The 20,561-nt window shown below is 26.3% G+C and carries 19 protein-coding genes; 10 read left to right on the top strand and 9 right to left on the bottom strand.

The features are described from left to right. Positions 1-18 precede the first annotated feature (18 nt). The 5 genes from NJU99_RS08815 to NJU99_RS08795 all read right to left on the bottom strand — a co-directional run bounded on the left by NJU99_RS08815 (position 19) and on the right by NJU99_RS08795 (position 5,991). The gene (locus NJU99_RS08815) at positions 19-1,791 is read right to left on the bottom strand and encodes an ABC transporter ATP-binding protein (protein ID WP_254575550.1); all 1,773 of its coding nucleotides are present in this window, start codon (positions 1,789-1,791) and stop codon (positions 19-21) included. 105 nt (positions 1,792-1,896) lie between these two features. After that, the gene (locus tag NJU99_RS08810; RefSeq protein ID WP_254575549.1) at positions 1,897-3,825 is read right to left on the bottom strand and encodes a methyl-accepting chemotaxis protein; all 1,929 of its coding nucleotides are present in this window, start codon (positions 3,823-3,825) and stop codon (positions 1,897-1,899) included. Between the two features lie 276 nt (positions 3,826-4,101). Further along, complete coding sequence (locus tag NJU99_RS08805) at positions 4,102-4,755, bottom strand: winged helix-turn-helix domain-containing protein (protein WP_254575548.1); 654 nt, start codon at positions 4,753-4,755, stop codon at positions 4,102-4,104. A 109-nt stretch (positions 4,756-4,864) separates the two neighbouring features. Further along, positions 4,865-5,170: a hypothetical protein gene (locus tag NJU99_RS08800; RefSeq protein ID WP_254575547.1), complete on the bottom strand. Its 306-nt coding sequence runs from the start codon at positions 5,168-5,170 to the stop codon at positions 4,865-4,867. Between the two features lie 50 nt (positions 5,171-5,220). Beyond that, positions 5,221-5,991, bottom strand: coding sequence for a hypothetical protein (locus NJU99_RS08795; RefSeq protein ID WP_254575546.1), 771 nt, complete (start codon positions 5,989-5,991; stop codon positions 5,221-5,223). 247 nt (positions 5,992-6,238) lie between these two features. On the opposite strand from NJU99_RS08795, the gene NJU99_RS08790 reads away from it, so the two are divergent. The 5 genes from NJU99_RS08790 to NJU99_RS08770 all read left to right on the top strand — a co-directional run bounded on the left by NJU99_RS08790 (position 6,239) and on the right by NJU99_RS08770 (position 9,184). Further along, a complete protein-coding gene (locus tag NJU99_RS08790; RefSeq protein WP_254575545.1) occupies positions 6,239-6,454 on the top strand; it encodes a DUF1104 domain-containing protein in 216 nt (71 codons plus the stop codon). Continuing rightward, a complete protein-coding gene (locus tag NJU99_RS08785; RefSeq protein ID WP_254575544.1) occupies positions 6,451-7,119 on the top strand; it encodes a response regulator transcription factor in 669 nt (222 codons plus the stop codon). The genes NJU99_RS08790 and NJU99_RS08785 overlap by 4 nt, the downstream gene beginning before the upstream one ends. A gap of 100 nt (positions 7,120-7,219) precedes the next feature. Beyond that, positions 7,220-8,263, top strand: a complete 1,044-nt coding sequence (locus NJU99_RS08780) for a sensor histidine kinase (RefSeq protein ID WP_254575543.1) — start codon at positions 7,220-7,222, stop codon at positions 8,261-8,263. Continuing rightward, positions 8,257-8,595 (top strand): hypothetical protein, encoded by a 339-nt coding sequence (locus NJU99_RS08775; RefSeq protein WP_254575542.1) that lies wholly within the window; start codon positions 8,257-8,259, stop codon positions 8,593-8,595. Before NJU99_RS08780 ends, NJU99_RS08775 begins: the two co-directional genes overlap by 7 nt. A 64-nt stretch (positions 8,596-8,659) precedes the next feature. Then, a complete protein-coding gene (locus NJU99_RS08770) occupies positions 8,660-9,184 on the top strand; it encodes a glycine zipper 2TM domain-containing protein (protein WP_254575541.1) in 525 nt (174 codons plus the stop codon). Here the strand turns inward: NJU99_RS08770 and NJU99_RS08765 are convergent. Beyond that, a complete protein-coding gene (locus tag NJU99_RS08765; RefSeq protein WP_254575540.1) occupies positions 9,181-10,008 on the bottom strand; it encodes a flagellin in 828 nt (275 codons plus the stop codon). The genes NJU99_RS08770 and NJU99_RS08765 overlap by 4 nt on opposite strands. A gap of 122 nt (positions 10,009-10,130) precedes the next feature. Between NJU99_RS08765 and NJU99_RS08760 the strand changes: the two genes are divergently transcribed. Continuing rightward, positions 10,131-10,457, top strand: a complete 327-nt coding sequence (locus NJU99_RS08760; RefSeq protein ID WP_254575539.1) for a DUF309 domain-containing protein — start codon at positions 10,131-10,133, stop codon at positions 10,455-10,457. After that, a complete protein-coding gene (locus NJU99_RS08755) occupies positions 10,454-10,984 on the top strand; it encodes a 3'-5' exonuclease (protein WP_254575538.1) in 531 nt (176 codons plus the stop codon). Before NJU99_RS08760 ends, NJU99_RS08755 begins: the two co-directional genes overlap by 4 nt. Here NJU99_RS08755 and NJU99_RS08750 read toward each other — a convergent pair whose 3' ends face one another. The 3 genes from NJU99_RS08750 to NJU99_RS08740 form a co-directional block, all read right to left on the bottom strand. After that, positions 10,985-12,217: a DEAD/DEAH box helicase gene (locus tag NJU99_RS08750; protein ID WP_254575537.1), complete on the bottom strand. Its 1,233-nt coding sequence runs from the start codon at positions 12,215-12,217 to the stop codon at positions 10,985-10,987. A gap of 103 nt (positions 12,218-12,320) precedes the next feature. After that, positions 12,321-15,005 (bottom strand): EAL domain-containing protein, encoded by a 2,685-nt coding sequence (locus NJU99_RS08745; protein ID WP_254575536.1) that lies wholly within the window; start codon positions 15,003-15,005, stop codon positions 12,321-12,323. A 9-nt stretch (positions 15,006-15,014) separates the two neighbouring features. Further along, a complete protein-coding gene (locus tag NJU99_RS08740) occupies positions 15,015-15,923 on the bottom strand; it encodes a substrate-binding domain-containing protein (RefSeq protein ID WP_254575535.1) in 909 nt (302 codons plus the stop codon). 116 nt (positions 15,924-16,039) lie between these two features. On the opposite strand from NJU99_RS08740, the gene NJU99_RS08735 reads away from it, so the two are divergent. Genes NJU99_RS08735 through hrpB form a run of 3 tightly spaced genes read left to right on the top strand, consistent with a single transcriptional unit; the run spans position 16,040 to position 20,540 of the window. Beyond that, positions 16,040-17,800 (top strand): Na/Pi cotransporter family protein, encoded by a 1,761-nt coding sequence (locus NJU99_RS08735; protein WP_254575534.1) that lies wholly within the window; start codon positions 16,040-16,042, stop codon positions 17,798-17,800. Continuing rightward, on the top strand, positions 17,797-18,015 hold the full coding sequence (locus NJU99_RS08730; protein ID WP_254575533.1) for a hypothetical protein: 219 nt from the start codon (positions 17,797-17,799) through the stop codon (positions 18,013-18,015). Before NJU99_RS08735 ends, NJU99_RS08730 begins: the two co-directional genes overlap by 4 nt. A gap of 26 nt (positions 18,016-18,041) precedes the next feature. After that, positions 18,042-20,540, top strand: a complete 2,499-nt coding sequence (gene hrpB / locus NJU99_RS08725; protein ID WP_254575532.1) for an ATP-dependent helicase HrpB — start codon at positions 18,042-18,044, stop codon at positions 20,538-20,540. Positions 20,541-20,561 lie beyond the last annotated feature (21 nt).

The following is a 20,561-nucleotide window of genomic DNA, read 5'->3' as shown; positions in this document are numbered from 1 at the left end:
TCTCCTTTTTTATTGTAATTATATCAATTGATTTTTAACAAATTCTAAATAATGACCCTCAACCTCTTCAAGTTGGTCATGATTTCCTCTTTGAACTATCTTTCCATCGTCTAAAACATATATTATATTTGCATTTTTAACTGTACTTAGTCTATGTGCTATTGTGATAACTGTTTTATCTTTTAAAATAGGAACTAGGGCACTAAACAGTTTTGCTTCTGTTGATACATCAAGTGCTGATGTTGACTCATCAAAGATAACAACAGCAGGATTTGCTATAATCATCCTTGCAATTGATAGTCTTTGTCTTTGCCCACCACTTAGTCTAACTCCATGTCTTCCTACAATTGTATCTAAGCCTTGTGGCATTTTTTCTACTGCTTCATATAGTTGAGCAGTTTTTAAAGCCTCAAAAATCTCTTTGTCACTTATATTTTCATTTCCCATAGTTATATTAAATCTAAGGGTATTGTTAAATAAAATGGGCATTTGTAAAACTAAAAAAATATTATCTCTAATACTTTGCCTATTTAAAGTATCAATGCTATTGTTATTATACTTTAAATCTCCACTTTTTTTAGAATAAAAACCTGATATTATTTGAGCTAAAGTAGTTTTTCCACTTCCACTAGCACCAATCAAGGCTACTTTCTCCCCTGATTTTATCTCTAGGTTTATATCTTCAAGTACATTTTTATCTTCATTGTAAGAAAAACATAAATCATGTAAAGATATATCAACTTTTTTATCTTTGACACAAAGTTTTTCTTCACCTGTATCTTCTTTTTGTAAATCCAAAATTTTATTTAATCTTGTAAGCGCTGTACTTGCACTTGCGTAAGAATACTGAATAGTTAAAATATCCTGAACAGGTGACATAATAAACCAAATATAACCAAACATAGCAAACATCATACCAATCGATAATGAGTCATACTCAACCAAAATTAGCCCAGTTGCTCTAAAAATCTCAAAGGCTACTAAAAAGATAGTAAAAGAAAATCTCTCAAAGGCTACACTTTTGTAGTTGAATTCATTTGATGTTTTTTGTATATCTTTTGCTTTATTTATAGCATTTTCAAAAAAGTAGGCTTCTTTATTACTGGCTTTGATTTGACCAAATAACTCCAAAGTTTCGCCAACACTATCTTGAAAAGACTCAATTGATTGGTTTTCTTCTTTTTTTAGAATACCTGTTTTTTTAGATATTTTTTTTGATAAAATCATAACTATAGGTTGAATAAAAAGTATCATTAGTCCCAAAATAGGGTCAATTGCTATTATTACTATAGCAACTGCTATTAAAGTAAGAATAGAAGCTACAAATTTACTAGCAATTGAAATAATAAAATTATCTAAGGTATTTATATCCGTGATAAGATTTGAAGTAATTGCACCAGAACCTAAACTTTCATACTCATTCATATTTACATTTTTTAGATGATTTAAAAGTTTTTCTCTTATTTTAAAAGTTACATATTTTGATATTTTTGTAAAGATTTTTGTAATAACTACTATAAAAATAAAATGAATCAATCTTAAAAAGATTACTGCAAATGTCACAACTGCAATATAATAAAACGCAGTTCCTTCCCCTAAAAGCCAGTTGATGCTATCTATAAATACATCAGGTTTATCTAAAAGTACTTCATCTACAAGTACAGGAAGCATCAAAGGAATAGGTACACTAATTGCAATAGCAATTATTGTGATAATTTGTCCAAGTATTAAATGTTTTTTATTTTCAAGTAGAAGTTTAAATATATATTTTATTGATATTTCTTCTCTCATAACTCTCTTTCAAATTTTTATTAGAAGATTGTTTTACAATAAATAGGATAAATTAAGGTTTAAATGGGTGTTTAATTTGATATAACACCCAAAGTTGGGTGTTATTTAGCTCTTATTAAAGTTGTTTTTCTCTACATTTTCTACTACATGTTGAGCAATTTCATCTGTTTTTAAAGCAACTTGATTTGCTTTTTCTGCTATTTGTGCATTTTGTTGAGTAAATTGATCTAGTTGATTAATTGCATCTGATATTTGAGACATACCTATTGTTTGCTCTCTTGCTGCATTTGTTACATCATCAATTAATTGATTTGTTTCAAGTACTTTTTGCTCTAAATCAACAAAGCCATCAATCATATTAGTACTTATATTTTTACCTTTTGTGGCATTTTCTAAAGCACTTTCTACTAAGTCTTTTATCTCTTTTGCTGCTTCTGCACTTCTACTTGCTAGGTTTCTAACTTCTTGTGCTACTACTGCAAAACCTTTTCCAGCCTCACCAGCTGTTGCTGCTTCTACTGCTGCATTTAATGATAAGATATTTGTTTGGAAAGCAATTTGGTCAATCATAGTAATGGCATCTGTAATTGCTGTAACATTTTCATTTATATCATCCATTGCATTTGCTGTATTAGATGCTAAGTCTTTACCTTTTGATGAAGCCTCTTTTGTTTGTGATGAAATATCAAGCATTGTTTGTGCTTTTTGACTTGTTTGTTTAATATTTCCAGTTATTTCTTCAATTGATGCTGCTGTTTCTTCCAATGATGCTGCTTGACTTGTAGCATTTGAAGAAAGAGTTGATACACTTGATGATAGTTCTTGTGCATTTGAATTTAAAATAGTTCCATCTTGGTAATTATCATTTAATATCTGTGTAATCATACTATTTAGATTTATTATCTCTTTTCCTATTTTCCCAGATGTTCTTTCATCTAAAGTCTTAGTAAAATCTCTATTTGCATATGAATCAAGTACAGAACTTAGGTTGTTTATATTAACACCTACTAATTGCTGTAAATTTGCTAACATATCATTTAAAAGATCTTTTAGTTCATTTAAAGCTTCATTTGATGTTGAAGCTTGTACACTTTTATCAAGATAACCCTCACTTACTGCTTTTACAATTTGTTTTACATCATCAATTAAAAGATGATCATCATCAATTAGTTTTTTTGATTTTAGTATATTTTCATTTACTATTTTTGACATTCTTCCTATTTCATCATTGGCTTGAATTTCTAGCTCATTTGTATCTGTCTTTTCTTTGTTTAAAAAGCTAAAGAAATCAAGTAGCCCCTCTTGAAATTTATTTAAGGGCTGAATAATAACTCTATTTGAAATAAAAATAAAAGCAAGTGCAACTAAAATAGAAACAATTATACTAATAATAACACTTTCAATTATAATTGTAGAAATCTCATCATTTGCTTTTTCTTGCATTTTTAAAACTTCACTTTCTACATTATCAACATAAGCTCCTGTTCCTACTATAAAGTCCCATTGTTTAAAGTTTTTAACATAAGAAAACTTTGGCTGAGGTTCTTCTTTACCTGGTTTTGACCAAACATATTCAACAAGACCACCTTGGGTACTTTTATTTGCAGCTTTTACAATCTCTTGATAAATAAATACACCATTTTTATCTTTAAGATTATATAAACTCTTCCCATTTAGTGAAGGTTTTACAGCATGACCAATAACAACATGATTTGAGTCATTTACCCAATAATAGCCATCATTACCATAAGTCATATTCATTACAGCATTTAATGCAGCTTTTTTCATTTGTTCTTCGTTTGAACCATCTACTTGTTTATGAAAAGACTCTATTACCTTATATGCAAGTTCTACATAGTTTTTAAGCTCTAGTTCTTTTGCATTGTAGGCTTTTTCTCTAAAGTCTGCTATATTGTTTTGAGTTAATTTATTTACATTATATATTGACTCTACAATAATTACAGTTGAAACAATAAAAATTGAACTTATTACAAGAATAAGCAATTTCACTTTAATTGATAGTTCTTTAAACACATCTATTCCTTGTTTATAGCAATAAAAGCTATTTAGTTATATATAAATAATTATACAATTAAAAGTGAATAAATACTATAAAATGGTTTGTTTAGAAAAAATTAGTATTTTGGAAGTGTTATAAATAATTCTTGATAACATAATAAAGCTATGAAAATGCTATTTTAAAGGCTTTCTTTTACAAAAGGTACTTTTTATACAATTGATTAATTATTATAATAGTTAGTATTGATATTAAAAAAAGTATACATTTAAGGTTTAACCTTAAATGTATGTTTAGATTGAAACTCTATATCCTACACCAGAAATGTTTCTTATTAACTCTTTATATGTTTTTCTTCTAACTTCTTTTACAACAGATCTAAGGGCATTATGAGTCATATCACCATTCCAAAGATTGTTATTGATTTCATCATATGATACAGCTCTATCTTTGTTATCTATAACATAGTTTAAAAAGCTATTCTCTTTTTTTGATAAAGAGATAATCTGTTTATTTTTTAATAAAGTGTTATTGTAGTTATCATAAATAAAGTTATCTTTTAACTGAACTATATTAGTGCTGCTTGAATCAATGTTTTTTACTATATTTAATAAAATATCTTTAAGTTCATCTTTAGAGATAGCTTCTCTTAGATATAGAATATTTTCTAAAGTAATCGCATCAAAATATTCTTGAGTTGAAATAAAACTTGTACAAATAATAATATGAGTATTTCTGTGTTCTTGTCTGATTGAATTTAGTATATTCATAGGGATTTTTTCTTCACTATAAATAATATCAATTTTTTTATCTTTTAATACATCTAGAATCTCATTGTGATTCTCTTTTATAATAAGACTATTTGATTTTTCTTGGAATGTTTGAAGAGTTTCAGAGATTTCTGATTTTAGGATATAAAGTATGTTTAAATGTTTTAATACTTTCATAAATTACCTTTAAAATTATTTGTAATGCTATTTATAACATAAAAATTTTAAAAAGTCTTTTAAAAAGTTATTTAAATTGCCTTAAATTTTATAAAAGTAGCAATAAATGCTACTTTTCTGTTGGTGCTAACATCTTTTCACAGATTTCTAGTTTCATTCCATCATGAAAACCACAGTTTAATCCACATTTGAAAGTACCTGTTTTAGAAATGCCCATTGTTTCTAATTGTTTTATTGATTCTTCTTTACACTCATTAAGTGATGAAAAAGTCATTGGGCTTTTTAGATTTCTTTTTGTATTTTGTTTATCAGGATAAATAAAAGAGTGCCATTTCTCTTCTTCCTTATCTGAACTTCCTAAACACCCATTAAAAACTAAACCTAAACTTAACGCAAGTAATATACTTTTAACCATGAACTCTCTTTTTTTTGATTTGATTTTAGTCAAAAAATAGTTATAAAGAGTTAAACTAAAACACTATTTATTTTTTGTTTTAGAGTTTCTAAGTTTTTAAGGTCATTTTTTAATCTCAAATTTTCTAAATAAAGGCTTATTGCTTTTTTTAATTGCTCACTTACCTTTCCTGTTGATGCTGCTTTGTTTATTGTGTCAGGTTTATAACCTAGTTCATAAGATAGTTTTTTATATGTTAAGTTTAAGTCTTTACAAACTTGCTTAATCAAGTTAGGATTTAATTCATCAAATAAACTCTCATAAGAAATATTAAAAGATATACATATATCTTTTATAAAATCTTCTTTTTTAAGTATTGTATTTCGGTGAATAAATTGAATATCATTAGGTTTAAATAGTTTTAGATTCTCTTTTTCTATACATAAACTCAATTTATTTCCATCACATGAAATCATATAATCAAAAGCATCAACTAATTCATACTCTTTTAATTGCCTAAAAGTTTCCATAAATAAAAATGTATTAACACTATTAGTTTTATTTTTATTATCATTAAAATGTTCAAAAGTAAATTCAATATTGTCAGTTTTAAACTTTAATTGTGTATGTTTGATATGTATATCATCTTTTAATACTAAATGAAAATGAAGAGTATTATCTCTATTATTAGAAAAAACATACACTATATTATCTTCATTTATTTTTTTTTCATTTACTAAAGTTTTTAATAACTCTTCAACATATCGAATATCTTTATGAATTCTATTTTCATCCCTTACAAAATAAGGTGTCTTTTTAAATAGCTTACCTACTTTTTTCATTTCAGTTCCTGTAATATAATCTTATAATTTTTATTTTATTATACATAGCAATTTGAAAATTAATACATTAATAAGGTGATTATTGGGTATGATTTCTTGAAAAAGTCAATATTTTTTGTAAAATATCATTGATTGCTATGAAAATGCTATAAAATATAAAAACTTATGCTACTTTTGCTACGATAAATATTTTACAATTATTATACATTTGTTATGATACAATAAATAAAAAATCAAAGAGATATATATGAAAAAAGTTTTATTATTAATTTCATTTATTATGACAATTTCTTTTGCAAAAGTAGATTATTCAGAGATGAGTACTCAAGAATTAATTGCAATTATAGGTTATGTTGAAAAGAAAAATATAAATGAGTTTAAAAAAGAGCTAAGGCAAAGAATACCTACAATGAACGAAAAAGAAAGAAAACAGTATGAAAAAAACAAAAGTAAATTAAAATGAAAATAAAATTATTATTATTAGAAGATGACTTAACTTTAAGTGAAACAGTAATTGATTATTTTGAAGAACAAGGTTTTGATGTTGTAGCTGCTTATGATGGACAAGAAGCAATTGAGTTGGTTTATGAAAATTCTTTTGACTTATTACTTCTTGATGTAAATGTACCTGAACTTAATGGTTTTGAGGTTTTGCAAAAAATTAGACAAGAAGAAAATAACACTCCTGCAATATTTATAACTTCTTTAAACTCAATGGAATCTCTTGAAGAGGGCTTTCGTAGTGGTTGTGATGATTATATTAGAAAACCTTTTGAGTTAAAAGAGTTGTTATTAAGAGTTCAAACAATCATTAAAAGAGAGTACTCAAATAAAAGTGATATTAAAAAAATATGTGAAAACATAGAATTTGATTTAATTTCAAATGAGTTAAAAAAAGATGGTGAGAATGTAAAGTTAAATCTAAAAGAGTTAAAACTTTTAAAACTATTTTTACAACATCCAAATGAACTTTTAGTTCATGATAGAATTTATGATAATGTATGGGAATATGATGAAGAGTATAGTGATAACTCATTAAGAACATATATAAAAAATTTACGAAAAATATTAGGAAAAGATAAAATTGTCAGTCTTAAAAAGCTCGGATATAGATTTAACCAAGAGTGAAACTAGAACCCTTTTAGGTTTTGGTTTTTTATACTCTTTTTTAATTCTAATAATAATTTCAGTAGTTTCTTTTCTTTATTATAATTTTCAAAAAGATCTAATGATTCAAGAAAAAAGGCAAATCCTTCAAGAGTACTCTAATGATTTAGTTTTTAGATTAAAAGACTTGCATGTAAACTTTGATAAATATAAATTTTATCCAAGGGATGAGAAGTTTAACTCTGCAATTTTTGATAGTGATAAAACTGAAATTTTTTCAACTTTACAATCAAATAGTATAAACTTTGAAGAAGTTGCTTATATAAGCAATAAAAAAATCCACTATATTGATAAACCTGAGTCTTATTACTTGGGTGCTAAGTATATTATTGTTGAAATAGATGATGATAGAGCATGGTTTAAAAAAGTAAAAAATGAGATGATTTCTTTTGGATTACTTGCTTTTATTTTTATGTCAATTGTAGGGTATTTTATAGCAAAACTATTTTTAAGACCAATGAGAGACTCTCTTCATTTACTTGACAGGTTTATTAAAGATACTACCCATGAGTTAAATACTCCAATTTCTGCTATTGTTACAAACATAGAGATGATTGATAAAAATTGTCTTGATGAGAAAACCTTAAAAAAGATAAATCGTATAGATATTGGTGCTAAAACTATTTCAAATATTTATGAAGATTTAACATTTTTAACACTAAATAATAAAATCATATCTCAAAATGAAAAGCTAGATTTATCAAAAATAGCAAGACAGAGAGTTGAATATTTTAGAAGTTTAGCAAGAATTAAAAAAATAGATTTTGATTTGCATATAGATGAAGATGTTTTTCTACTTTGTGATGTAAAAAAGTTTTCAAAACTTTTAGATAATCTTTTATCAAATGCTATAAAATACAATAAAGTAAATGGAACAATAAAACTTATTTTAATTGAGCAAAAACTTATAGTTGAAGATACAGGTAAAGGTATGAGTCAAGAAAATTTAGAGAATCTTTTTGAGAGATATAGCAGATTTGATAAAAGTGTAGGTGGTTTTGGAATAGGTTTAAATATTGTTTATTTAATAGCAAAAGAGTATGATTTAAAAATAAATGTAACTTCAAAACTAAAAGTTGGAACAAGAATAGAGGTATCATGGTAAGAGTTTTTTTAATCTTTATTTTTTTAGGATTATCATTAAATGCAAAAGATATAAACATATATGAACAAAACTGTGTAAAGTGTCACAAGAAACTACCTGTATCAATTGATAAATATTTTTATAGATATCTTTTAAAGTATAGTTCTGAAAAGTCAGTAAAAAGCGCAATGACTTCATTTCTTAAAAAACCAAATTTAAATGATACTATCATGCCAGAAGCTTTTATCAAAAGATTTGGTATAAAAAAGCCTACAAAACTTACAATTAAAGAGTTAGAAGAGGCTCTTGATATTTACTGGGAAAAATACAAGGTATTTGGAAAGCTAAAATAACTTTCCACAATATGTCTACAATTTAGAAATATACTTCTTTTAGAAAATATAAAAGGAGTATGTTATGAAAAAACTACTAATTCCAATTTTAATTTTAGTCGGCTTTATTCAAGCAAATCAAGATAGAGTTTACTCGTATGCTCATGTTTATAAAAGTGAACCTATTTATGAAAATAGATATGAAAGGGTTTATGAACAGTGTGAAGAGCCTTATTATAGAAGTGATTATGAAGAAAATTATAGGTCTTATGATAATAACTCAATAGGAGTAGATACTTTAGTAGGTGCAACTCTTGGTGTAGCAATAGGTAATCAAATTGGTAAAGGAAATGGACGAGATGTGGCAAGAGTAGTTGGCGGACTTATGGGTGCTGCTATTGCAAACAACAGTAGAGATCAAAGACAGGTTCATAAAAATCATAGATATAAAAAACAATACAATTCTTGTAACGAGAACTACTATACTCAAAGAGAAAGAAGAGTTTTATCTGGTTATAGAAACTACTTTACTTTTGAAAATAGAGAGTATACGAAAGTTACAAAAAGACCAAAAAATAAAATTAGAGTTACTAAGACTATTAGTTTTTAACTTAATAGTCTTGTAACTGTTTGTTGGTTTATATTATTTGATTGAGCTGCTCCAAATGCACCAATTTGTGCTAATATATTTTGTTTAGAAAAATTTGCAACTTCTGCTGCAAAATCCGTATTAAAAACATCAGCTGCACCTAGAGTTGAGTTTGTTTGACTTAATAAATTTCTTGTATTACTTTCAAGTTGGTTTTGGACAGAACCAAACTCACCTCTGATACTGTTTAAATCAGTTATTGCTGTATCTAAAGTATCAAGATATGATCTTGCATCATCAGCACTAAATGTATTTGGATCTTCATTTAAAAGATTGTCTAAACCTAAACCTTGAGTGTTTGATTGTACAGCACTTGTCTCTATTGGTGTTCCATCTTCATTTGAAGTTTGAAACTGCAGCGTTTGGCTAGCACTTTGATTATTAGCACTATTTTGCAGTAGAGTATCTCCATTGTAGTTTGTTTGACTTGCTATATCATCAAACTGTGTTAGAAGACCTTGAATATCATTTAGAATAGCTTCTCTACCTTCTTGGCTTGTTGTACCATTTGAAGCTTCTAATAGTTTTTCTTTTACATTATCAAGTATAGTTGATTGACCTGTTAATGCCCCATCAGCTATTTGTGTTAAAGCAATGGCTGAGTTACTGTTTTCAACTGCTTGTGTATATCCACTTGCTTGTACATTTAAGTTATTTAGTATTGATAATCCAGATGGATCATCACTTGCTTTATTTATTTCAACACCAGATGCTATTCTATTTAAGGCTTGATTGGCATTATTATAGATATTGTTGTTTATTTGAGAGTTATTATTTATTTCCATGATAAACTCCTTTTCTCATATACAATAATTTTATAGCTATTAATATTAATTTAAGATTAAGTGATTCTATTAGTTAGAAAAAGGCATCAATTTGATATAATCTTTTTTTAATAAGGTAGAAAATGAATTTGATAAAAAAGCTAGATGAAATAATAAAGATTATAGAAAAAAATAAATTTGTAAAAGCCCATGATTTATTTGAAGAGTTGTGGAGAGAGTATAAGAACGACAAAGATACAAGAGAAGAGTCCTTTATCTTAAAGGCTTTTGTAAATGCAAGTGTTTGTGTAGAGTTACATAAAATGAATAGGGTAGAACATAGTACAAATGTATGGAATACTTTTAAAAAATATGAGCATTTAATAGATGAAATAGAAACTATAAATAGTTCAAAATATAAGCAAATACAAAAATTAATATATAAAAAAAGAGAAGAGTTTATAAAGTGATAATATTAGATTTTGAAACAAACACACATAATATAGGTGATGTAATAGAAGTTGCTGCTGTGAAACTTGATATATCAAATAACAGTTTTGAGATAGTAGATAAGTTTCATAGATACTATTTGTCTAGATATCCAGTGAATTTTTACTCTTATAGTGTTCATAGATTAACTCCTGAGTTAATAATGGATTACAGAAAAGATAAAAACTATCCTTCATATTTTAATGAAGATGAAGATTTTAAAGAGTTTTGTTATAGTGCTCAAACTTTAGTTGCACATAATATTAGTTTTGAGCTTAGACATATAGATAAGCTTGCAAAGTTTCAAAATCATATTTGTACTATGAAAGAGAATAAACACTTAGTAAAATCTTTAAATAGTAGAGGTAGTATTAAAAATCCAAGTTTAGATGAGGTTTGTGAGTTTTATAAAATAGATTTTGATGAAAATTCACACCATAGTGCAACCTATGATGTAAGTAAAACTTTTGAAGTTTTAAAAAAGATGGGTGTTTTAGAAAGTAATTAATTACTTTCTAAAATTTCTATTTGAATCTCTTTTTGTAGTTTTTCTTTTTTTCTTTTTAGTAGGCTGTTTAGCTGGTGCTTGTTTGTTTACTGCTTTTTTCTGACTAAGTTTTTGTTTAGGTCTTGGTTTCATACCTCTTGGTTTTTTCTCTGTTGGTTCAAAGTCCTCAATAATATCTTTTTTAAGATCTAAGATTAAGTCTTTTTCGATTTTCATCATCATTTTATAATCTTTAATACTTAAAAGAGTAATAGCAATACCTGTATTTCCAGCTCTTCCTGTTCTTCCAATTCTATGTGTATAATCAGCAACTGTTTCAGGTAAAGAGTAGTTTACAACCACTGGTAAAAGCTGAATATCTATACCTCTTGCAGCAATGTCAGTTGCAACAAGAACTCTAATATCTCCACTTTTGAATTTTCTTAAAGCTTTTGCTCTTGCAGTTTGTCTAATGTCTCCATGAATACATGAAGCTTTTAATCCATCTAATTCTAAGTGCTCAACAAGCCCATCAGCTTCTTTTTTAGTATTTACAAATACTAAAACCTGAGAGTAGTTTCTTGAACCAATAAGATATGATAAAAGTTCATTTTTCTTAGCAGCATCAACTGTTACAACTTGTTGATCAATTTCATCAACACTTGATCTTTGGTTTGAAACCTCTATTACTGATGGAGTTTCTAAAAACTCTTTTGCAAGTTTTTTTACATTTTGGTTTAGTGTTGCAGAGAACATCATAATTTGTCTGTTCATACTAGCATTTGCAAAAATCTTTTCAATATCTTCTAAAAATCCCATGTCAAGCATAGTATCAACTTCATCAACAACTAAAGTTGTTACAGTTGAAAGGTTTACAGTTTTATTTTTAATATGCTCTAAAAGTCTTCCTGGTGTTGCTACAATAATATCAACACCTTTTGCTATTTTTCTTTCTTGGTCTTTTGATGATACTCCACCAAAAACTACAGTTTTTCTAATATCTATATATTTACTAAAATCTTCAATAGCTTTATTGATTTGATTTACAAGTTCTCTTGTTGGAGCTATAATTAAGGCTCTTAAAGGATGGGCTTGATTATTTGTATTATATATTTCGTCAATAATTGGTAATACAAAAGCAGCAGTTTTACCTGAACCACTTTGTGCAGTTGCTATAATGTCTTTTTTCTTTAAAGCAACAGGTATACTTTTCTTTTGAATTGGTGTTGGTGTTTCATAATTTAAATCTTCCAAGGCTTTAATAATACTTGGCTCTAAATTTAATGAATTAAATGCTTTGATGATAATTCCTTTTAAATCTTTTTATATTCGCGATTATATCTAAAAATAGATAATATTAGTCAATATCTTTTTTAGGTGCACTAAAATGATAGCCTTGAGAATAGTCAATATCTAATTCATATAGTACATCTAGTATCTCTTTATTCTCAACAAACTCTGCAATTGTTTTCATATTCATCTTTTTTGCAAAATCAACAATTACAGAAACAACTGCCCGAGAGTCTTCGTTTTTATGAATATCTTTTATCATAGATCCATCGATTTTGACGAAGTCTGCTTTTAATTTTAGTAGGTATTCAAAGTTAGAATAACCTGTTCCAAAATCATCAATAGCTATCTTTACTCCATACTTCTTAACTTCTGAAATAAACTTAGATACCTCTGCAAAATTTTCAATTGATTCAGATTCAACAATCTCAAACACTACTTTTTGCCCAATTTGATACTTTTCAAGCATGAAGAAAATATATGATTGAATATCTTCATTTAAAATATCTTCAATTGTTAGATTTATAGAAAATTCATAATCACTATCTTTAAACTTTTCAAAACTTTTTTTGATTACAGTTTTTGTAATAGTCCCATAATGCTTAGTCTTCTTTGATATTTCTAAAAAGAAAAATGGAGATATTACCTTGTCATCTTCATCAATTAATCTAACTAAAGATTCATATTTCTCAATCTTTTTTGTTTTGTTATTTATTATTGGCTGAAAAAATGGAACTATTTTATCTTCACTTATAGCTATTTTTAGTTTTTTTGTCCATTTGATATTGTTTTCATACATTTTATCTAAGCTATAATCATCTTTATATACAAGTAAATCAACAGCATTTTTCTTTGCATGTTTTAAAGCCATATTAGCTGTTGGTAAAAGTTTGTCTTTATTTTCATATGAAATTGATGATGTTATATTTAAATTTAAGTCTTCATTTTCAATTTTAAATAGGTTATTATTGATTTTTCTATTTAGTTTGTATACTTCTCCAAAAAATGATTCTTTTTCAAAACTACTACTTAAATTTGAAAGTAGAGCAAATTCATCTGCTTGAGTTCTATAAATTCTAATATTTTTATTGTTTATAAACTCTTCTTGTAAAAATGAAGCAAGTTCTATAATTAGTCTATCACCAAATAGATGTCCGTAAAAATCATTTACTTGTCTAAAACTATCAACATTAAAAAAAGATAAAGCAGGCATGTCAAACTTTTTTATATCATTTATTAGTTTTGATCTATTACAAAGACCTGTTAATTTATCAGTATTCGCTGCTTTTTTAATTGTTTCTCTTTGCTCAATTAGTTCAGTAATATCATATCTAAAAGCAATATATTTAGTGATATTGTCATTTTCATCTAAAAGAGGACGAATAATAAGATTTACCCAATAGTATGAGCCATCTTTTCTTTTATTTTTTAGTGTACCTTTCCAAATTTTTTTATTTTGTATAGTATTCCATAAATCTTCAAATACTTCTTTTGGAGTATCTGGATGTCTTATTAGGCTATGAGGAGAGCCTATTGATTCTTCTCTTGTATATCCTGATATTGTGACAAAGTTATCATTTACATATGTTATTTTACCTTTTAAGTCAGATTTACTTACTATTGCTGCTTCATCCATAATTGATTGATAACTATTTAAAAAAGCAATATTTTTATCTAAGGCTGTTGATAATTGTTTGAAGTCATTACTAATATTTTTTATTTCATCTTTAGTTTTTTTATTTGTTTTTAAACTGGAAAGTTTAGTATTCTTTTTTATGTTTTCAATAATTTTTTGTAGGTTCTCTATTGGATTTAGTATATATTTTTTTGTAAAAATATAAGATAGAAAAATAGTTATACTTAAAATCATAAACCAAATTAAAATAATTGTTTCAATAGTCTTTCGAATTTTTTTATTTATAGTCTCTTTATTTAAAATATTTACTAAGTAAATAGAGGTTTTTCCATCAGTTATTTTAGATTTTTTTATTAAATAGTCTTTTGAGTCTTTTATTGAATTAAAAGCCTTTTTATTTAAGTTGTCAACAAAAATATATTTTTGATTGTCAAGTTGAAAAATCACATTATTCATAAAGTTTTCTTTTAAAGTATTTAAAAATGACGAGTCAATATTAAAACATACCTTTAGGTATCCAACAAGTTTTTCTCCTAAGTAAACCTCTTTTAAATATACACTTACAATGCTATTTTCTTTTTGCACAAAAGTAAAAGAGTTTTTCTTAAAGTTATTTATATCTTTTAACTTGGGAAAGCTTTGGTTTTTTTTATCTATCAAGTCAACAAATATTGCTTTTTGATTTTCATAAGACAAATAACCTTTATTTCTTTTTCCTTCAAGTTCTGAATTTGTAATAACTAAACTTCTATTTTTATCATAAAGACTTAGTGATATACCTTCTTTTAAACTTACCCATTGAGATGAGAGTTCAAGTAGTCTTTGTTTTTCATAATCAAAAGTTTCTTTAGAGTAGTTTTTTGGGTCTTGATAATTTGATATTAAATTTAGAGATAGTTTTGTGTTTTCATTATTTGCTACACCAAATGACAAGTTTTTTATTTGTTCTTTTTTTTCTTTTAGGTAGGAATTAAATATTTTTTTATCATGTTTTATGCTAAGTATTGCTTGATCTTCAAATATAGAGTTCATATTTTTATAGTAAACAATACCACTTAGTATTAAACTAAGAGATGAAATTGAAATAATTAGAATAAATAGTTTATTTCTTAACAATTAGGTCCTTTAAAAAATGGGTTGAATTTTACTTACATTATCTTTCGTAACTTTTAAAGTATCTAGTGTAATGTTTTTTTTGACAGCTTTGTTATTTATTATATCTACAATTGCTTGAACACCTTCTTTAGCTGATGTTTGATAAACAAAAGTTGCACTTTGCTCACCACTTAATATGGCACTTTGTGAAGCTTTTATATAGTCAATTCCTATCATTGGAATAGTCAAATCTTTTTTATATTTTCTCATTACTTTTCTAACACCCTCTAACATACTATCACTATGGGAAAAAATGGCATCAAATTTTATGTCTTTTTTATATAGCTCTTGCATAACAGTTATAGCATTTGCTCTTAAAAAGTTTGCATTTTTTCTAATTACTTTTATATTAGGGTATTGTTTTATTATTTTATTAAATCCAGCACTTCTTTTGATAGTTGATGTGGCTGTTTTTATTCCTTGAAGTTCTAGAATTACCCCTTTTTTATCTAAAGTATCTACTAGATGTTTTGCTGCTTCTTCTCCTATTTTTTCATTATCAGGAGATATGAAAGTAGTGTAATTATCACTATTTACAGTTCTGCTTAGTAAAATAACCTTTATACCTTTATCAATTGCTTTTTTTAAAGCTAAACTTGTGATATTTGCTTCAATAGGACTTGTAATAATAAAATCTACTTCTTGTTCTATAAAAATTTCAATATCTCTTATTTGTTTAGAAACTTTTGCATTTGCACTTTTTATAATAAGCTTTAGATTTGGATGTTTTTTTGCTTCATCTTTTAGCTCTTCAATTTGAGCTAGTCTCCAGTCATTTTTTAGGGTGTCTTGTGCAAATCCTATTGTATACTCTTTTGCAGAAATACTTAAGGGAAGTAAACACAGAATAATAAATATCATTAATTTTTTTAGAATCACTTTATACCTTTATAATATATTCTTATATACAAACATTATATAGTAGAAAAACTTAAATAACATATTAATATTATTTTGGTATAAATATAGGTATTACCTATAATTTAGGAGTTTTTATGGCAAAGCGAATTTTATATCCTTTGATTTTGGCACTTTTAGCTTATGTGCTTTTTTCAAATGATGATGCAAAAGTGATTATTGCAGGTATTGCAATATTTTTAATTGGTATGGTTTTTATGGAAGATGGCTTTAAGCTATTTAGTGGAGGTATCCTAGAAAAAGTGATACAAAAAAGTACAAATAGTATTCCTAAAGCAATAGGAACAGGTTTTTTATCAACTTCCATAGTTCAAAGTTCTTCTTTAGTTTCTATTATTGTAATTTCTTTTTTAAGTGCAGGACTTATTAGTTTAAGTGGTGCTATAGGAATTGTATTTGGTTCAAACATAGGTACAACTACAACAGCTTGGATAGTATCAAGTTTTGGTGTAAAGATAAAGATTTCAGCTTATGCGATGCCTATGATTATTTTTGGTGTTTTATTTAGATTTTCTGCTTCTAATAGTTTAAAAGGTTTTGGGAATGTACTTTTAGGTTTAGGTTTTGTTTTCTTAGGAATCTCATATATGAAAGATGGTTTTGAAACACTAAAAGCTGGACTTGATTTATCTCAGTTTGCAATGGAGGGTTATTTAGGAGTTATAGTTTATATTGCATTAGGAGCAATTGCAACTATTGTAATACAATCAAGTAGTGCAACAATGGCACTTATTATAACAGCACTTGCAACTGGACAAATTGTATATTTAAATGCCTTAGAATTAGCAATTGGTGCGAATATTGGTACAACTGTTACAGCTGTTATTGCAGCACTTGCTTCAAATTCAAATGGAAAAAGACTAGCAGTTGCTCACTTTATTTTTAATATAACCACCGGAATAATTGCAATACTTTTCTTATATCAATTAGCTGATTTCGTTGATTTCTTGGCAAGTAAGATTTCAATTGCAGCTGATGATTACACTATGAAATTAGCACTATTTCATACTGTGTTTAATATAATTGGAGTGATAGTCGTCTCTCCTTTTACTTATAAATTAGAAAAGTATTTAAAAGGTTTATTTAGAAATGAAAAAAGTTCAAAATCAAAACCAAGATATCTTGATAATGGATTATTGAAAATTCCTGATGCTGCTTTAATTGGGGTTAAAAAAGAGATTTTCCATCTTTATGATAATGCACAAGAAGTATTGTCTCATGGAATATATTTACACAGACATAACTATAGAAGTGTAGATATAAAAACACTGAGTGAAGTTGTAGAAAAATCAAATCTAGATATAAATACAGATGTAAATCTTTTTTATACAAATAAAATTAAAAGTTTATATGGTGAGATAGTTAAGTTTTCAGCTTATGCTCAAGAAAGCATGGATGATAATGACAAACAAAGAATCTATGATTTAAAACTTGCAGCAAGAAATATAGTAGAATCTACTAAAGACATTAGAGACTTACATAAGAATTTGACTATTTATTTAAAGTCGAAAAATAGTTTTATAAAAGAAGAGTACAATAAAATAAGATTAAATTTAGTTACAATTTTAAAAACTATTGATGATATTAGAAATGAAAAAGATGATATTGAAGTTTTATCTTCTTTAGAAGTTTTAAAAGATAATCTAAAACAGTTAGATATTTTGAGAAATGAAAGAATTGATGAGTTAATTAGAGAAGATAAAATAGATAAAAAAATGGCAACATCTTTAATCAATGACACAACATTTGCCCATGATATTTCAAAAAATATAATTAATGCAATGTCAATTTTATTAATTGAGAATAAAGATATTCAAGAGTTAGGAGAAGAACTATGAAAATAGAAAAAATCTTTGATGAAATAAAAGAGTTATATAATTTATCACTTAGTAAAAGTATTTTAAAGCAAAAAAAAAGAGATTTAAAAAGTGAAATAGAGCTTAAAATAAAAAAGACTAAAAAATCTATAAAAAATGAAGAGTCAAAAAAACAAAAAGAAAAACTACAAAAAAAGTTAGAAATATTAAAAAAGCTAAAAAAGAAAGTAAAGTAGTATAAACTTTTCAATATAATTGCTTTATGACAAACTTTTCAATAAACGAAGTAATACCTCAAATAAAAGAGGTATTACAAAATAAATCAAATCTAATAATTGAAGCTCCTGCTGGAGCTGGTAAAAGTACTATAGTTCCTATTAGCTTACTAAAAGAATCATGGCTTGAAGATAAAATAATTATTGTTTTAGAACCAAGAAGAGTAGCAGCTATTGCTGTTGCATCTCAAATGGCAAGACTTTTAGGTGAACAAGTAGGGCAAACAGTAGGTTATCAAATAAAACTAGATAGTAAAAAAAGTAGTAAGACAAAAGTTTTAGTTGTAACTGAGGGAATTCTAACAAGAATGATACAGTCTGATCAAGCTTTAGAAAAGTGTGCTTGTGTGATTTTTGATGAGTTTCATGAAAGAAGTATTAATACTGATTTAGGCCTTGCTTTATGCTTACAAGCTCAAGAGCTATTAAGGGAAGATTTAAAAATAGTTTTAATGTCAGCAACACTACAAGCAAAAGAACTTCAAGAAACTTTATGTAATTTTGAACTTATAAAAAGTGATGGACGAATGTTTGAGGTTAAAGATATATATTTACCTTTAGATATAAAACATCCCTCAATAAAAGATTTAGACAAACTTTTAGAAAGCATTGTATTAAAAGCATTGAAGGAAAATGAAGGAGATGTTTTAGTTTTTCTTGCAGGTTTTAAAGAAATAAATAATCTAAAAAAACTATTAGAACTTAGTTTAAAAGAAGATATTTTAATATCACCCCTTCACTCAAACCTATCAAAAGAAGAACAAAACATAGCAATAAATAAAAATGAAAAAAGAAAAGTTATATTATCTACAAATATTGCTCAAACTTCTCTAACAATTGAGGGTGTTAAAGTTGTAATTGACTCAGGTTTAGAGAAGATTTCAAGATATGACTTTACAACTGGAATGGATCATTTAGAATACTCTTTTATTTGTGAAGATAGTGCAATTCAAAGAGCTGGAAGAGCTGGTAGATTAAGTAAAGGGCTTTGTTATAAACTTTGGCATCAAAAAAGAATATTAAATCCAAGTTCAACACCTGAAATTTTAAGAGTTGATTTAAGTTCATTTTTATTAGATACATCACTTTGGGGTGTACAAGACTTAGAAGAGTTAACCTTACTTGACAGACCTAAAAAAGAGTTTGAAAATAGTTCAAAAGAACTACTTAAAAGTTTGGAACTTCTTGATGAAAAAGGAAATATCACTTCTTTAGGTGAAGATGTTTTAAATTTAGGTATTCATCCAAGGCTAGGTTTTATGATATTAAAAGCAAATGAAGTTGGTTTTGCAAAGCAATCTTGTATAACAGCTTCCTTATTAATAGAAAATGATATTCTAAAAACTGATTCTAAAGATTTTATGAGAAGATTTGAAGCTGTATATGAACAAACAAACTTAAATAATATAAATCTAAATAGACTAAATATTGTAAAAAAACAAGCAGATATGTTTTTTACAAGGCTTAATAAAATAAAAGAAATAAAAAGAGAAAAGAGCTTTGACAAAAACCTTTTAGGTGTAATATTACTTTTTGCATATCCTGATAGGTTGGCTAAAAAAAGAGTAAGTTCAGATAATACTTATGCTTTAAGTAACAAAAAAGCTGCAATTATAAGTGATGAAAACCTTCAAAGAAATGAGTATTTAGTAGCTGTAAATATAAGTGCAAAACAAACGAACTCTTATATTAATCAAGCTTTAGCTATTGATTTTAAGCTCTTAGATAAGTATTTAAAAAATCATTTTACCACTTCTATTGAATCTATAAATAAAGATAATTTTGAGTTGTATGAAGTTTTGAAGTTTGAACAGCTTGTTATTTCTTACAAAAAGGCAAGTTCTATTTCAAAAGAAGAGTATATAAATGCCATTTTAGATTTTATTAAAACAAAAGGTGTAAAACAAACTTTGAATTTTGATAAAAAAGCATTAAGTCTTCAAAACAGAATAAACTTTTATAACAAAGCAAAAAAACAAAACTATAAATGTGATTTAGACTTAATGGATTTTTCTGATGAGTATTTAAGTAGTAGTGTTGAAATATGGCTGAAACCATTTTTAAACAATATTAAGAAGTTTGAAGACTTGCAAAAACTTGATATTTATACAATACTTTTATCAAATATAAATTATGAAGTTTTTCAAAGTTTTGATAAAGAAGTGCCTACACACATAAATGTACCAAGTGGATCAAAAATAAAAATAGATTATTCAGATTCTTCATGTGCTGTTTTAGCAGTAAAAATACAAGAAGTTTTTTCACTACATCAAACGCCTAAGGTTTTAAATAATCAAATACCTTTAACAATACATCTTTTAACTCCAGCACAAAGACCAATACAAATAACACAAGACTTAAGAAGTTTTTGGGATAACTCTTATGAAGAGGTAAGAAAAGAGCTAAGAGGAAAATACAAAAAACATTATTGGCCCGAAAATCCCTATGATGCTGTGCCTACAAATAGAGTAAAGAAGAATATGTAGCATAAACTGATATATAAAGAC

It is taken from the genome of Arcobacter roscoffensis (assembly GCF_024267655.1).
GTDB lineage: Bacteria > Campylobacterota > Campylobacteria > Campylobacterales > Arcobacteraceae > Arcobacter_B > Arcobacter_B roscoffensis.
The sequence above is the reverse complement of the archived record's forward strand: the minus strand, read 5'-3'. Positions and strand labels throughout refer to the sequence as shown.